This is a genomic window from Nocardia brasiliensis ATCC 700358, assembly GCF_000250675.2.
In the GTDB taxonomy this organism is placed as follows: domain Bacteria; phylum Actinomycetota; class Actinomycetes; order Mycobacteriales; family Mycobacteriaceae; genus Nocardia; species Nocardia brasiliensis_B.
On record NC_018681.1, the window covers coordinates 1402183 to 1416171 of the forward strand.

Genomic DNA, 13989 nt, shown 5'->3' on the forward strand with positions numbered 1-13989 from the left:
GGTATGAGCCTACGAAAGACGTTCGCGCTGGCCGCTTTTGCCGCGCTGGTGCTGGTGGTACCGGGCTGTTCCGGTGGTGGCGACGACGACCCCGCGCCGAGCGGGCCCGAGCAGTTGGTCGGCTTGTTGCGTTTCACACCGGGTTCGGTGTCGGGCGACGAGGTGGCGGGCACCTGGTTCCGGATGGTCCAGCCGGGCGGTACGCCGGAGAAGGGCCCCTATATGCCGAACGGTGATTCACCGGCCCAGGGCGGTTCGACCACGCTGCTCGAACCCGGCACGGCCGGGGGCCTGCGCATCGGCGGATATCAGAGTGAGCCGAACCCTGGTTTCGCGCAGGGGAATTCACTGTCGGCCTCGATCACCAAGCCGACCAAGTTCTTCGCGGTCGAGTTCGGCATCTCGACCAACCCGGTGGACCCGCAGACCCAGCGCCGGGTGCCGCCGCCGACGGTGACCGCCGACGGCGGCACCCTGACCGCCGACCTGTCGTCCTGGGCGGCCTCGTGGAACGACCAGGAGTTCAACCAGGGCGCGCCGAAGCCACCGGAGAAACAGGACGCCCAGGTCGCCGGCGCCGAGCAGGTGCAGAAGGTGTGGGACTGGGTCGCCAAGCAATGGTTCGACAAGCCGAAATCCGATGCTGCGCAAGGGCCGTCGGCGACCGGCAGCTATGACCGCAAGTCTCGTGAGTTCACCCTGCAATGGACCAGCTTGATCGTCGGCGGGCCGTTCAACGGCTTCACCGGCGTCTGGCATCTGGAGGGCGTGTTCGAACCCGACGCCGCCGCGCCGACCTCGCCGACGCCCTCGGCCAAATAGACATCGAAGGAGTTCCGCCCGATGAGTTCTCGCACGACGACCCGGCCCGCGCTCACCGTGGCCATCCGCGCGGTGGCCGCGCTGACCGTGATCGGCAGCGCCGTCGCGGTCACCGCGTTGACCGTTCGCACCGACGACGACGTCACCACGGTGGTGGTCACCCAGGAGCAGGCGGCCGCGGCCGCTCGGCATGCCGCACCGGTCACACCGGCACCGGCACCAGCGGCGGCAGCTCCGGCACCGGCAGCTCCGGGTCCGGTGGCACCGCCCGCGGCGGCACCCGCTGCCGCGGTCCCGCTGGGTTCGGGTGGTGGGCCTGCCGCGGTCACGATCAACCCGGGTGCCGGAGCCCCCAATGTCGGTGTGGCCCCGAACAGTTCGGTGCCCCTCGGGACGGGCAATGCCCCGAACAGTTCGGTGCCCCTCGGTACCGGCAACGCTCCGAACAGCTCGGTGCCGCTCGGTGCCGCCGATCCGTTCGCGTCCGCGCCGGTCTCGACCCAGCCGCCGTGCCCGCTCGGCTGGCCCGCCCCGAAACAGCAGGGCGGACTCGCCTCGCTGATCGGGCTCGCGCCGCTGGCCGGTCCGTTCTCCTCGGAGGCGTTCGCGCTCGGCTCGGTCTATCAACCCATCCTGCAGCTGGCCGGTCCGGTGCTGGCCGAGATCGCGCCGGTGATCGCGCAGTACCAACCGGTGATCGACCCGATCATCACTCAGGTGCAAGGCGTAGAAGCCGTTGTCCTGCAAGCGATCCTGCCCTATTACGGACCGTATCGCGGCCAGCTGATCGCCGCGGAGGGCGAGCTGGCCAAGGTGCTGACCCCGATTCTCAGCCGGGTCTACAACAGCGAGATCGCCTCCTGCTTCGTCGCGTGGCAGGGCCAGATCATCGACCAGGCCAAGGGCGGCCGGATCACCGTCGCGTCGCTGGCGCATCCCGGCACCGTCGTGGAACTCGGTCCCGAATCCTGAGGCACCACCGCGCTATGCCGTGATCCGGCCTCGGCCCCGCGGAATCCGGACATAATGTGCGGATGGCGAAAGCCCGGCAGGCGGCCTTGCGAAGGCTGGTCACAGACGGCGTGCTGACCGAAGCCCAGCACGCCGCGGTCGTGGACGCGCTGGCGGCGCGGGAACAGCGGCCGCCGGGCAAGGTGGCGGCCGAGATCGCCGCGTATATCGGCGCCGGGCTGGTGTTCGGTGGGATCGCGTTGGTGATCGGGTCGTCCTGGGACGATCTCGCGCGGGCCGGGCAGGTCGCGGTGCTCTTCGCGGTATCGCTCGGACTGGTGCTCGGCGCCGTGGCCGTGGTCGGCGGTCCCGCGCGGATGTTCGGCCGGGCCGAAGCCGGCTCGCGGGTGCGACTCGCGTCGGCCTTGCTCGCGCTCGCCGCCGGGTCGGTGGCCGGGATGGTCGGGACCGCCTTGGATCGCAGCTCGACCGACGCCGGAGCTTGGGCCGCGCTCGCCGGTCTGGTGATCGCGGTGCTCGGCTATATCGCCGTCCCGGCGGTGCTGGGCATGCTCGCCTGCGGGGTGTGCAGTGCCGCGGTGGTGCCCGGCCTGCTCGGTGATCTGGCGGGCGCCACCGATATCTGGGTCGGGTTCGGCCTGCTCGTCGTGGCGGGAATCTGGTTCGCGCTCACCGGGTTCGACGTCTTCGTCGAAACCTGGCTCGGCTACGCGATCGCGGTGGCGATCGCGTTGGTCGGTGCGTTGGTCGTCGAGGCGGACGGCAGGCCGTGGGCGTTCCTGCTGAGTGGGCTGGTGGCCGGCGTCTGTTTCGGACTGTTCGCGCGGCGGCGCTCGACGGTGCTCGTGGTCGGCGGCGCGCTCGCGGTCGCGCTCGCGGCGGGTCAGGCGGTCACCGAACTGACCGACAACCCGCTGGCCGTCGCGGTGATCGTGCTGGCGATCGGCGCCCTGGTCCTCGGTGGCGGCGCGTTCCTGCTCACCCGCGGCCCGAACTCCGAGCCGCCCGCGCCCTGACCGATCGCTCAGCGAGGGTGGGATTCGTCACACTCCGAAAAAGCATGGACGTCCAACTATAGGATGACCGCATACCGCACGCGCGGTGTCATGGTCGGCTACCAGGACAGGACTGGCATGGTTCGCGAACTCACTCACTTCATCGGCGGGCAACACGTAGCGGGCACCTCCGGCAAGTTCGGCGATGTCTACGATCCGAACCTCGGCCAGGTGCAGGCCAGGGTGCCGCTGGCGAGCAAGGACGAGGTCGCCGCGGTCGTCGCGAACGCCGAAGCGGCGCAACGGGTGTGGGCCGCGTTCAATCCGCAGAAGCGGGCCAGGGTGCTGATGAAGTTCCTGACCCTGGTGCAGGACGACATGGACAACCTGGCCGCGCTGCTCTCCTCCGAGCACGGCAAGACCATCGCCGACGCGAAGGGCGACATCCAGCGCGGTCTCGAGGTCATCGAGTTCGCGACCGGCATCCCGCACCTGCTCAAGGGCGAGTACACCGAGAGCGCGGGCACCGGCATCGACGTCTACTCGATGCGCCAGCCGCTCGGCGTCGTCGCGGGCATCACCCCGTTCAACTTCCCGGCGATGATCCCGCTGTGGAAGGCGGGCCCGGCGCTGGCCACCGGCAATGCGTTCGTGCTCAAGCCCTCCGAGCGCGACCCCTCGGTGCCGCTGCGGCTGGCCGAGCTGTTCCTCGAGGCGGGGCTGCCCGCGGGTGTGTTCAACGTCGTCAACGGCGACAAGGAGGCGGTCGACGCGCTGCTGCACGATCCGCGGATCAAGGCCGTCGGCTTCGTCGGCTCCACGCCCATCGCCCAGTACATCTACGAGACCGCGACCGCGAACGGCAAGCGCGCCCAGTGTTTCGGCGGCGCGAAGAACCACGCGATCGTCATGCCGGACGCCGACCTCGACGATGTCGCGGACCAATTGATCGGTGCCGGTTACGGTTCCGCGGGCGAGCGCTGCATGGCCATCTCGGTCGCGGTGCCGGTCGGGCAGGAGACCGCGGATCGCTTGCTCGCCAAGCTGACCGAGCGGGTGCACAAGCTCAACATCGGGCGTTCCGACGATCCGGGCGCCGACTACGGCCCGCTGGTCGGCAAGGACGGCGTGGACCGGGTGAACAACTACGTCCAGATCGGCATCGATGAGGGGGCCGAGCTGGTGGTCGACGGGCGCGGCGTGACCGTGCCGGGCGCCGAGGACGGTTACTTCGTCGGCGCCACGCTGTTCGACAACGTGACCCCGGAGATGCGGATCTACAAAGAAGAGATCTTCGGTCCGGTGCTGAGCGTGGTGCGGGCCAAGGACTACGAAGAGGGCCTGCGGCTGGCCAACGAGCACGAATACGGCAACGGAGTCGCGATTTTCACCCGCGACGGCGATACCGCCCGCGATTTCGCCGCCCGCGTGCAGGTCGGCATGGTCGGCATCAACGTGCCGATCCCGGTGCCGATCGCGTACTACACCTTCGGCGGTTGGAAGCGGTCCGGATTCGGCGATCTGAACCAGCACGGCCCGGACTCGATCCGCTTCTACACCAAGACCAAGACCGTCACGCAGCGCTGGCCTTCGGGTTTGAAGGAGAGCAACGCCTTCGTGATCCCCACGATGGACTGACATGTTCATCCTGGACGACGACGAGAAGGCGATCCGCGACACCGCGCGCGGCTTCGCCGACGAGTTCCTCGCGCCGAACGCGCTGGATTGGGATGAGCAGAAGCACTTTCCGATCGACGTGCTGCGCAAGGCGGGCCCGCTCGGCCTGGGCGGTATCTACGTGCAGGAGGACGTCGGCGGTTCGGGCCTGCGCAGGCTCGATGCCGTACGGATCTTCGAGCAGCTCGCGACGGGGTGCCCGGCCATCGCCGCCTATATCTCCATCCACAACATGGCGACCTGGATGATCGATCGCTACGGCGATGCCGCACAGCGTGATCGGTGGCTGCCGCGGTTGACGTCGATGGAATTGCTGGCCAGCTACGCGCTGACCGAACCGGGCGTCGGCTCGGACGCGGCGGCCTTGAGCACCAAGGCCGTTCGCGACGGTGACGACTACATCTTCAACGGCGCAAAGCAATTCATCTCCGGCGCGGGCGCCACGGACGTCTACGTGGTGATGGCGCGGACCGGCGCCGACGGGGCTCGCGGTATCTCGGCGTTCATCGTGCCCGCCGATACGCCCGGACTCTCCTTCGGCGCCAACGAGAAGAAGATGGGCTGGAACGCTCAGCCCACCCGTCAGGTGATCTTCGAGGATGCCAGGGTGCCCGCGGCGAACCTGCTCGGCGCCGAGGGCGACGGCTTCCGGATCGCCATGAACGGCCTCAACGGCGGGCGGTTGAACATCGCGGCTTGCTCGGTCGGCGGCGCCCAAGCGGCACTGGACAAGACCGTGCCGTACCTGGCCGAGCGGCACGCGTTCGGCAAGCCGCTGTTGAAGAACGACGCGCTGCGGTTCCAACTCGCCGACATGCGTACCGAATTGGAGGCGGCCCGCACCCTGCTGTGGCGGGCGGCGGCCGCGCTCGACGCGGACGCGCCGGACAAGGTCGAGCTGTGCGCCATGGCGAAGCGGTTCGCCACCGACACCGGTTTCGAGGTGGCCAACAAGGCGCTGCAACTGCACGGCGGCTACGGCTACCTGGCCGAATACGGTGTGGAGAAGATCGTCCGGGATCTGCGGGTACACCAGATCCTGGAAGGCACCAACGAGATCATGCGGGTGGTCGTCGCCCGTGCGGTGGAAGGAGCGGCATGACCGACGCGGCTGAGCCCGAGGTCCGCATCGAGCAGCAGGACGGCCTGGGACTGATCACCCTGAACCGGCCCAAAGCCATCAACGCGCTGAATCATTCGATGACACTGGCGATCACCGAGGCGTTGCGCGCCTGGGCGGACGACGACGCCGTCCGGACCGTCGTGCTCACCGGGGCGGGGGAGCGCGGTCTGTGCGCGGGCGGCGATATCGTCGCGATCCACACCGACGCCACCGGTGGTGCGGTCGGCGCCGATTCGCCGACCGGGCGTTTCTGGCGGGACGAATACCTGCTCAACGCGCTGATCGGCCGGTACCCGAAGCCCTACGTGGTGGTGATGGACGGCATCGTGATGGGCGGCGGGGTCGGGCTGTCCGGCCACGGCAGCCACCGCATCGTCACCGAGCGGTCCAAGATCGGCATGCCCGAGGTGGGCATCGGTTTCGTGCCCGATGTCGGCGGCACCTACCTGCTCGCGCGCAGCCCCGGCGAGATCGGCACGCACGTCGCGCTGACCACCGCGCGGATGGACGCGGGCGACGCGATCGCGGCGGGCTTCGCCGACTACTTCGTCACCACCGAACACCTGCCCGCACTGCTGGAGACGTTGCGCACCGAGGCGGTCGAGGTCGCGATCGCCAAATTCGCCACGGGCGCACCGGAATCCGGCCTGCTCGCACAGCGCGGGTGGATCGACGCCTGCTACGGCGCGGATACCGTCGAGGAGATCGTCGCGCGGCTACAGGCGCACGAGGCGCCGGAAGCGGGTAAGGCAGCGGCCGACATTCTCACGAAATCGCCTGTCGCGCTGAAGGTCGCGTTACGGTCGTTGCGGTCGGCGGGTGCCGCGCCGAGCCTGGAGGTGGTGCTGAACGAGGAGTATCGGGTCTCCATCGCGGCCCTGGCCTCGCACGACCTGGTGGAGGGCATCCGCGCGCAAGTGATCGACAAGGACCGTGCCCCGCAGTGGTCGCCGGCGACCCTCGCCGACGTCAGCGCCGCGCAGGTCGACGCATACTTCGCCGAATTGGGCGATCAGGAACTGGGTTTGGTGAGCAATGACTGAAAAGATCGGATTCCTCGGGCTCGGCCACATGGGTGCGCCGATGGCGGCGAACCTGGTGCAAGCCGGCTACGAGGTACTGGCCTACGACCCGGTGCCCGCCGCGCAGGAGCAGGCCGCGAAGGACGGCGCGACCGTCGTCGCCACCGCCGCGGAGGCGGCGGAGGCGGGTGTGGTGATCACCATGCTGCCGAACGGGCGGCTGGTGCTCGACGTGTACGCGGAGATCCTGCCCGCCGCGAAGCCGGGCACCCTGTTCATCGACTGCTCGACGATCGACGTGGCCGACGCGAAATCCGCGGCCGTCCTCGCCATCGGCGCGGGGCACCGGGCGCTGGACGCCCCGGTCTCCGGCGGCGTCGCCGGTGCGGCCGCGGGCACCCTCACCTTCATGGTCGGCGGCGCGGCGGACGATTTCGCCACCGCGCTGCCGGTGCTCGAGGTGATGGGCGGCAAGGTCGTGCACTGCGGCGGCTCCGGGGTCGGGCAGGCCGCGAAGATCTGCAACAACATGCTGCTCGGCATCTCGATGATCGGCCTGTCCGAGGCCCTGGTGCTCGGTGAGCAACTGGGCCTGACCCACCAGTCCTTCTTCGACGTCGTCTCCACCGCCTCCGGCCAGAGCTGGGCCCTGACCTCCTACTGCCCGGTCCCCGGCCCGGTGCCGACCAGCCCGGCCAACAACGACTACCGACCCGGTTTCGCCACCGCGCTGATGAACAAGGACCTCGGCCTCGCCGCGAACGCGCTGCGCGAGAACGGCATCGAGGGCCGGCTCGGCCTGCTCGCCGCCGAGATCTACGACCGGTTCAACCAGTCGTCGGGCGACCTGGACTTCTCCGCTATCGTCACCGATATTCGTAGCCGTTCTGAGCGAGAAGGTGCCTAGTGAGCGATTTCGAGACGATTCTGCTGGAGCGCAAGGGGCGGGTCGGCTGGATCACGTTGAACCGGCCGAAGGCGCTCAATGCGTTGAACGCGCAAGTCCTCGACGATGTGATCGCCGCGCTGGACGAACTCGAGCGCGACGAGCGGATCGGGGCCGTCGTCATCACCGGATCGGAGCGTGCCTTCGCGGCGGGCGCCGACATCAAGGAGATGCAGCCCAAGTCGTACATGGACATGTTCCTCAACGACTACTTCGCCCGCTGGGACCGGCTCGCGGAGTTCCGTAAGCCGACCATCGCCGCGGTCGCCGGTTACGCGCTGGGCGGCGGCTGTGAGCTGGCGATGATCTGCGACATCCTGATCGCGGCCGATACCGCCAAATTCGGGCAGCCGGAGATCAAGCTCGGTGTCATCCCCGGTATCGGCGGCTCGCAGCGGCTGACCCGCGCGGTCGGCAAGGCCAAGGCGATGGATCTGGTGCTCACCGGGCGGAATATGGACGCCGAGGAGGCCGAGCGCGCCGGCCTGGTGTCGCGCATCGTGCCGGCCGCCGATCTGCTGGACACCGCGCTCGAGGTCGCCGAGACGATCGCTTCGATGTCGTTGCCGGTCACCATGATTGCGAAGGAGGCGGTCAACCGCTCCTTCGAAACCACCCTCGCGGAAGGCCTGCGCTTCGAGCGCCGCGTCTTCCATTCGCTGTTCGCCATCGAGGATCAGAAGGAAGGCATGACCGCCTTCGTCGAGAAGCGCCCCGCGAAGTTCACCAACCGCTGATCGGTCGTCCGCCCGCCCGCGATCCGGGTGGGCGGACCGCGGTCGGGACAGAATGCCTGTCCACTTAGCGGGTTCCGGACGGCCTTGCTCTCGGGTTCCGGTCAGCCGAAGTTGGCCGGCGACGGTCCGATGATCTCCGCGGGGGTCGGGGTGGTGCCGTCGCCCGGTTCGGTCGAACTCTTGTCCATCGCAAGGATTCCCGCGATGGTCGCGCCGAGCGCCGCGGTGACCGCGACGGCGGCGATGAGCTTGCGGCGGTCGACCGGGCCGTGCACCAGCGAAGCGGACAGGGCCGCGCCCGCGCGCGCCCGCGCCATCCGCACCTCGCCCCCGTGGCGTTCGGCCGCCAGCAGCACCGCGCCGCGGGCCGAGACGTAATCCGGTTCGGGGTCGTAGATGATCGGCAGGTCGATCAGCTCGGCCAGCTCGTCGCGGATGTTCGGGTTGCGGGTGCAGCCGCCGAGCAGCACCAGCGCCTCGGGCTGGACCCCGCTCTCCTCGATCAGCTGGCGCACGAACGACGCCGAGTGGTGGATGCTCGCCGCGCACAGCTCCGCCAGGTCGCTGCGGGTCACCACCTCACGGCCGCCGGAGATCGGGTCGATCGCGGTGACCACCCGTTCGCTGCTCAGCGCCTCCCGATGTCTGCGGCTGGTGAGCTTGTCGGTGAGCACGCCGCCGCGGGCGAGTTGCCAGCGCAGCAGCGCGTCGTAGCCGTCACCACCGAGCACGGTGCTGCGCTTGCCCGCCAGGATGGTGTCGGTGCGGCAATCGGCGTGGGTGATGGTGAGCCCGGAACTGCCGAGGTCGTAGAGCAGTACCGAGCCGCTGTCCGGCAGTTGCCCGGTGAACCGGAGATAGCGCAGCTGGGCCAGCGGTTCGTCGACGATGGTGAGCCCGCTGCGGCCCGCGCTGGCCCGGATGGCCTCGGAGTGCATGGTGCAGCGGCAGGTCACCGCCGTGCCGGTGACCAACTCGTCGCGCCGGTCGGCGGCGCCACGCATCTGCCGGATGGCCTCGAGCACGGGCTCGTCGATGCCGCCGCCCGGGCGGCGCAGCACCTGGCAACGATCGATGGGCGGTAGGTGTGGCTGATCGGAATGCGTCAGCATCGCGCGCGCGCCACCAGCGCCCGCCGATACCCCCAAGACCAGCACCATGATTTACATGGTGGACCTTTTCCGCGCCGCTGCCAAGGCGACAGGGCGAGAAATTCGCTAGTTGGCTGCCGGACCGTTACTGCACCGCCAATCGCGGGGTGTACTGGACCGTCCAGTTCTGCCCGGTTATTCCGGTCCAGTCGCAGACCAGTGCGCCTGGGCCGCGCCGGTGTCGAAGTCACCCGCGGCGTGTCGGAATTCCGCGAGCAGTTGCAGCAGGGTGTGTAGCCGGTCGGGTGCCAAGCCGGGCAGCGCGAAGACTCTCGTGTTCAGTTGCTCGGTCGCCTGCGCGACCAATTCCCTTCCGGCGGAGGTGATCTCGATGAGCGTGGCGCGCCGGTCGGTGGGGTGCGGCACCCGCTCGACCAACTGCGCGGCCTCCAGGCGATCGACGGTGTTGGTGACGCTGGTGGGGTGCACCTGCAGCCGTGCGCTGGCCTTCGCCATCGGCAGCGCACCGGTCTTGCTGAAGCTCAGCAGCATGAGCAATTCGTACCGGGAGAAGGTCAAACCGGTTGGTTTCAGCGCCTCGTCCACCCGGGCCATGACGATTTGCTGGGCTCGAACCAGCGACGTCACCGCGGCCATACCGTCGGCGACATCCCCCCAGCCGTGGTCGACCCATTGGCGATGGGCCTCCTCGATCGGGTCGAGCGGCAGGGGACGTGGCCGGGACATGCCCTGATCATTCCATGGCTCTTCGAATCAGACTGAGCGCAAGGGTGTGGCCGGAGACCCGCGCCCGGCACTATCGATCACGAGGCGGGCGTGGCTGAGTGGTTGAGGCAACGGTCTGCAAAGCCGTTTACGCGGGTTCAATTCCCGCCGCTCGCTCCAAGCAGGGCTCGAGGTCGTCGATCGAGCGGCGCTCGGCGCGGTGTACGCCACCGCCGCGCCGAGCAGCTCGGGCCGTGCTCGGCGCGCATTGCTCAGCGCCCGGTCGGCGCGGTCTCGGTCGGGCCATTCCCCGCGATTCAGCCGAGGCCCGAGAAATCGCGCAGCACAACGTGATTGCGATCGGTGGTGGTGCCGAGGGTGTAATCCGGGAGCAGGCCGAAGTATTCGCCCCGGGTGGTCGCGCTCCAGCGGCGCGCGGCCTCGGTCCGCGTCTTGTAGAAGTTCACCAGGTAGCCGCCCTCGTACAGGCGCAGCAGGCTGTAGCCGCCCGGATATTCCTTGACCGCAGCCACTTCCAGGAATTCGACGGCACACCCGGTATCCGGGCGGGTCCGGCGATTGCGGTGGGTGTGGCCGCTGTGGTGCAGGAAGACGCCCGGAGTGCGCTCGTAGCTCGCTTGGAGTTCGGCGCTGTCCCGGCCGTTCAGGACGAACCCCGGCCCCGCGAGATTGGTGTAGCCGGACTCCCTGGTGACCGGATGGTGGCTGAACACCAGCGTCGGCCGGTCCGGGTCGGCCCGGAGTCGTTCGGTGAACAGGTCGAACTGCGGTCGGTCGATGGTGCCACCGGAGCCGTCGAGCTCGCTGGTGTCCAGGCCGAGCACCCGCAGTCCGCCGATCTCGTGCTCTACGAGTTGCTGCCGCGGTGTGAACGCCTCGGCCCAGCAGTCGTGGTGCGCGGCCGGCGCCGGGGCGCAGCTCGCATAGTCCGGCCCCGTGTGCGGCCGATCGTGGTTTCCGCGGACCACCAGGTAGTCGGTGCCCAGCGCGCCCCAGGCGTCGAGCTGCGCGCGGACCGCGCGTGAATCCGCAAGGGACGCTTCGTCGGTGAGATCGCCGGCGATCAGCAGGTGGGCGGCGTCCCGGTCGGGCCTGCGCAGGTCGTCGAGCAGCGCGGCCAGCATCGCCTCGGGGTATGGCGGCACGTCCTGACGGAAGCCGGGCGGCAGATTCGCGACGAGCAGGCCGCTGACCTCCTCACCGTAATGGATGTCGTTGGCCAGAGCGATGGTTCGCAGCGGACGTCCGGGCGGCGGGGTCAACGTGGTGAATTCGCCGGTGATCTCCGGGGCGCCGGGACTCAGGGTGGTCAACGAGAGTGCCGGGATCGCGCGAACACCGTTGGACCACGCCTCGAATCGGTACGCGCGGCCGGGCTCCAGACCGTCCACTTCGGCGTAGTGGAACGGCGTCGGCTCCGGGTCGGACCACACCGGAACCGGTGCGCGGGTCGAATCCGCCGGTGCGAGACGAACTTCCGCGTCCGCGGCGACCGGGACGAGCCGTCCCGCGGCGTCCGGTGTCAGCGTCGTCCAGGTCAGGATCACCGTCTGATCGGTGATCGTGACCACTTCCAGATCGGTGGCGAGAATCGGATTCGATTGTGCCCGAGCCGAACCCGGCCGCGCGGCGCCGACCACCGGCAGCAGTGCGGCCAAGCCCAGCGCGCCGAGCAGGGTGCGCCGGGACGGCCCGCAACACGTCATGCGGGGCCGCGGCTCGTCAGTTCCGGCCGGAACCCGCGGAGCAGACCTTCCACTTGCCGTCTTCCTTCTTCAGGTGCTCGGTGGTGCTGGTATCGGTGTCCGGCTCCTCGCCGGGCAACTCCAGGGTGAGCTTGCCGGTGATCCGTGCGGTCGCCAGCTCGCCATCGATCTTGATGTCATCGATCTTATCGATGCTGACCGATATCGCGGCGGTGTCGAATTCCTGTTTCTGTTCGGCGGGCAGCGCGTCGAACTCGGCGCGATCGGCCGCACACGCTTTGGCCGCGGCCGCCGGGAAGCCCTTCTTCTCCAGCGTGTCGTAGAAGTCGTGGATGGCCGACTCGATCCGCTGCGCGTCGGAGGCGAACGGCCCCTTGCCCTGCGCCGTCAGCACCGCGCCGATCACCACCACGCCGCCGAGGGCCAGCAACACCACCGCGATCAATCCGATGACGAGGCCGACCTTGCTTTTCCGGGAGGGCTGCCGCGCGCCGGGTGGCCCCGGTGGAGGCGTCGCGGCCTGCGGATAGTGCGGCGGCGGGTAGTCGGTGGGCTGGTCGGGCTGGTGCGGATTCGGATAAGTCATCGTCTCGTCCTCCGTCGGCCCCCCTGGTTCCTGGAAGGTTACGGCAACCGGAGGTTCGGGCGCGTGAAAAGAGACGCCGGCCGGTGTATCGAGCGCGGGCCCGGGCATGTCGCCGACCGGGTCACTGATGTGTCATCGATCACGAGGGCGCGCGGTTCCGATTAGAGCAGCCCGCGCGGGGTTAATCATCGGGGGAGTACGGTGCCGGTCCGCCGGCGCCCCGCCTATATTGACTGCGGGGGGATCGACGCTCATCTTCGTTCGTGCAGAGGGAGATTCGGATGCGCAGGGTGCTCTTCATCGGTGCAGGAACCGGGTTCGGCCTGCTGGCCGTGGCCGGCCTCGCGGGCGCCGATCCAGGGCAGGGTGCGGTGCAGGTCCGGGCGACGAACGGGGCCGATCAGCTCGCCGTCGCGGGGGCCGAGGTCGGCATCGCGCCCTGCGGTGCCGCGCCCGCCCCCACCGCGCTGACCACCGGGCCCGACGGGACCGTGCGTGCCGACTTGACGCCCGGTTGCTATCAGGTGCGAGTCACCGCGCCGCCGTCCGGCTGTTCGGTCCGCGGCGTGGAGTACGTCCAGATGATCGTCTTACCGGGCGTCACCCAGACCGCGCCGTTCCAATTCAGCTGCGCCTGAGAAATTCGTTCCGCGCGATCAGGTTCGCGTCGACTCCCACTTTCGTAGGACGCGCTGTGCTCGTAACGCGGGATACGGTCGCGGAGTGGGCACTTCCGGTGAAGAATTGCGTGCGCGTCCCGCTTTGGCCGCCAGAGTGGGGATTGTTTTCGTCGCGGTGACGGTGTGGTGGTTGGTGCTGTACCACGTGCTGGCTCCCGCCGGGGAGTACACCCGTTCGGCGCACATCATGCGCGCGGTGGGTGCGACGGCGTTCACCGTGCCGCTGATTCTGGTCGCCCGAAAAGTCCTCGACCGCAGGCCCTTTGCGGAGTTGGGATTTTCGTCGGTCGGCCGCGGTTGTCGCGCGTTTCTGGTCGGTGTCGCGTGCTGGGGAATTCCGGCCTGGTCGGCGATGGCTGTGATGTTGTGGCTCGGCTGGGCGGATATCACTGTGCGGGAGTCTTTTCCGCGCATCGTGCTGGCTCTGCTGGGCCTGCTCGTGCTGGTGCTCCTGTATGAAGCCGTTCCGGAAGAACTCATCTTTCGCGGATACTTCTTCGCCGATCTGAACGAGCGTTGGTCGACCGCGATCGCCGTCGCCGGGCAGGCGATGCTGTTCACGGCGTGGGGTGTGCTCATCGGCGCGGCGGGCTCGGTGGGGCGAGCCGTCCTTTTCTTCACCTTTTCCCTGGTGCTCGGCGTGCTGCGGTCGGTGACCGGAAACATTCTGGCCTGCATGGGCTTCCATGCGGCTTTTCAGGTGACCACCCAGTTCCTCGCCAGCAGGTGGAACTACATCGACCTGCACGACCCCGAGCAAGCTGTGCAAGGTCTGGCTTTCGTCATCCTTCCCTTCCTAACCACCCCCCTCGTCCTGTGGTGGTACCGCAGGAGTCGCCGCCCGGTCCCGGCCCCGAGCTAGACCAGCCGTTCACCACTCCATTG

At 68.8% G+C, this 13989-nt stretch carries 14 protein-coding genes and 1 tRNA gene; 11 read left to right on the forward strand and 4 right to left on the reverse strand.

Annotation, left to right across the window (positions count from 1 at the left end; genetic code table 11):
- Positions 1-3: 3 nt before the first annotated feature.
- The 8 genes from O3I_RS06150 to O3I_RS06185 all read left to right on the forward strand — a co-directional run bounded on the left by O3I_RS06150 (position 4) and on the right by O3I_RS06185 (position 8294).
- Positions 4-822, forward strand: coding sequence for a hypothetical protein (locus O3I_RS06150; protein WP_014982034.1), 819 nt, complete (start codon positions 4-6; stop codon positions 820-822).
- Between the two features lie 21 nt (positions 823-843).
- On the forward strand, positions 844-1794 hold the full coding sequence (locus O3I_RS45365) for a hypothetical protein (RefSeq protein ID WP_014982035.1): 951 nt from the start codon (positions 844-846) through the stop codon (positions 1792-1794).
- Between the two features lie 62 nt (positions 1795-1856).
- Positions 1857-2810 (forward strand): DUF2157 domain-containing protein, encoded by a 954-nt coding sequence (locus tag O3I_RS06160; protein WP_014982036.1) that lies wholly within the window; start codon positions 1857-1859, stop codon positions 2808-2810.
- 117 nt (positions 2811-2927) lie between these two features.
- Positions 2928-4427, forward strand: coding sequence for a CoA-acylating methylmalonate-semialdehyde dehydrogenase (locus O3I_RS06165; RefSeq protein ID WP_014982037.1), 1500 nt, complete (start codon positions 2928-2930; stop codon positions 4425-4427).
- Between the two features lies 1 nt (position 4428).
- Positions 4429-5568, forward strand: coding sequence for an acyl-CoA dehydrogenase family protein (locus tag O3I_RS06170; RefSeq protein WP_014982038.1), 1140 nt, complete (start codon positions 4429-4431; stop codon positions 5566-5568).
- Positions 5565-6632, forward strand: coding sequence for an enoyl-CoA hydratase/isomerase family protein (locus O3I_RS06175; protein WP_014982039.1), 1068 nt, complete (start codon positions 5565-5567; stop codon positions 6630-6632). Before O3I_RS06170 ends, O3I_RS06175 begins: the two co-directional genes overlap by 4 nt.
- The gene (gene mmsB, locus O3I_RS06180; RefSeq protein WP_014982040.1) at positions 6625-7518 is read left to right on the forward strand and encodes a 3-hydroxyisobutyrate dehydrogenase; all 894 of its coding nucleotides are present in this window, start codon (positions 6625-6627) and stop codon (positions 7516-7518) included. Before O3I_RS06175 ends, mmsB begins: the two co-directional genes overlap by 8 nt.
- Entirely contained in the window at positions 7518-8294 is a 777-nt protein-coding gene (locus tag O3I_RS06185; protein ID WP_014982041.1) for an enoyl-CoA hydratase, read from the forward strand. Before mmsB ends, O3I_RS06185 begins: the two co-directional genes overlap by 1 nt.
- Positions 8295-8395: 101 nt before the next feature.
- Here the strand turns inward: O3I_RS06185 and O3I_RS06190 are convergent, their stop codons facing one another.
- Both O3I_RS06190 and O3I_RS06195 read right to left on the reverse strand, forming a co-directional pair.
- The gene (locus O3I_RS06190) at positions 8396-9454 is read right to left on the reverse strand and encodes an Hsp70 family protein (protein ID WP_014982042.1); all 1059 of its coding nucleotides are present in this window, start codon (positions 9452-9454) and stop codon (positions 8396-8398) included.
- 126 nt (positions 9455-9580) lie between these two features.
- Positions 9581-10132, reverse strand: coding sequence for a MarR family winged helix-turn-helix transcriptional regulator (locus O3I_RS06195; RefSeq protein ID WP_014982043.1), 552 nt, complete (start codon positions 10130-10132; stop codon positions 9581-9583).
- 84 nt (positions 10133-10216) lie between these two features.
- Here O3I_RS06195 and O3I_RS06200 point away from each other — a divergent pair.
- Positions 10217-10291, forward strand: a tRNA-Cys gene (locus tag O3I_RS06200).
- A 137-nt stretch (positions 10292-10428) separates the two neighbouring features.
- On the opposite strand, the gene O3I_RS06205 is transcribed toward O3I_RS06200, so the two are convergent.
- Together O3I_RS06205 and O3I_RS06210 are read right to left on the reverse strand one after the other, a co-directional pair.
- On the reverse strand, positions 10429-11838 hold the full coding sequence (locus tag O3I_RS06205) for a metallophosphoesterase (protein WP_014982044.1): 1410 nt from the start codon (positions 11836-11838) through the stop codon (positions 10429-10431).
- A 16-nt stretch (positions 11839-11854) separates the two neighbouring features.
- Positions 11855-12424 carry a hypothetical protein gene (locus O3I_RS06210; protein ID WP_014982045.1) on the reverse strand — a complete coding sequence of 190 codons (570 nt, stop codon included), beginning with the start codon at positions 12422-12424 and terminating at the stop codon, positions 11855-11857.
- 281 nt (positions 12425-12705) lie between these two features.
- Here O3I_RS06210 and O3I_RS06215 point away from each other — a divergent pair, with 281 nt between their 5' ends.
- Together O3I_RS06215 and O3I_RS06220 are read left to right on the forward strand one after the other, a co-directional pair.
- Positions 12706-13062, forward strand: coding sequence for a hypothetical protein (locus tag O3I_RS06215; RefSeq protein ID WP_014982046.1), 357 nt, complete (start codon positions 12706-12708; stop codon positions 13060-13062).
- Between the two features lie 229 nt (positions 13063-13291).
- Complete coding sequence (locus O3I_RS06220) at positions 13292-13966, forward strand: CPBP family intramembrane glutamic endopeptidase (RefSeq protein WP_237748349.1); 675 nt, start codon at positions 13292-13294, stop codon at positions 13964-13966.
- The last annotated feature ends 23 nt before the right edge of the window (positions 13967-13989 follow it).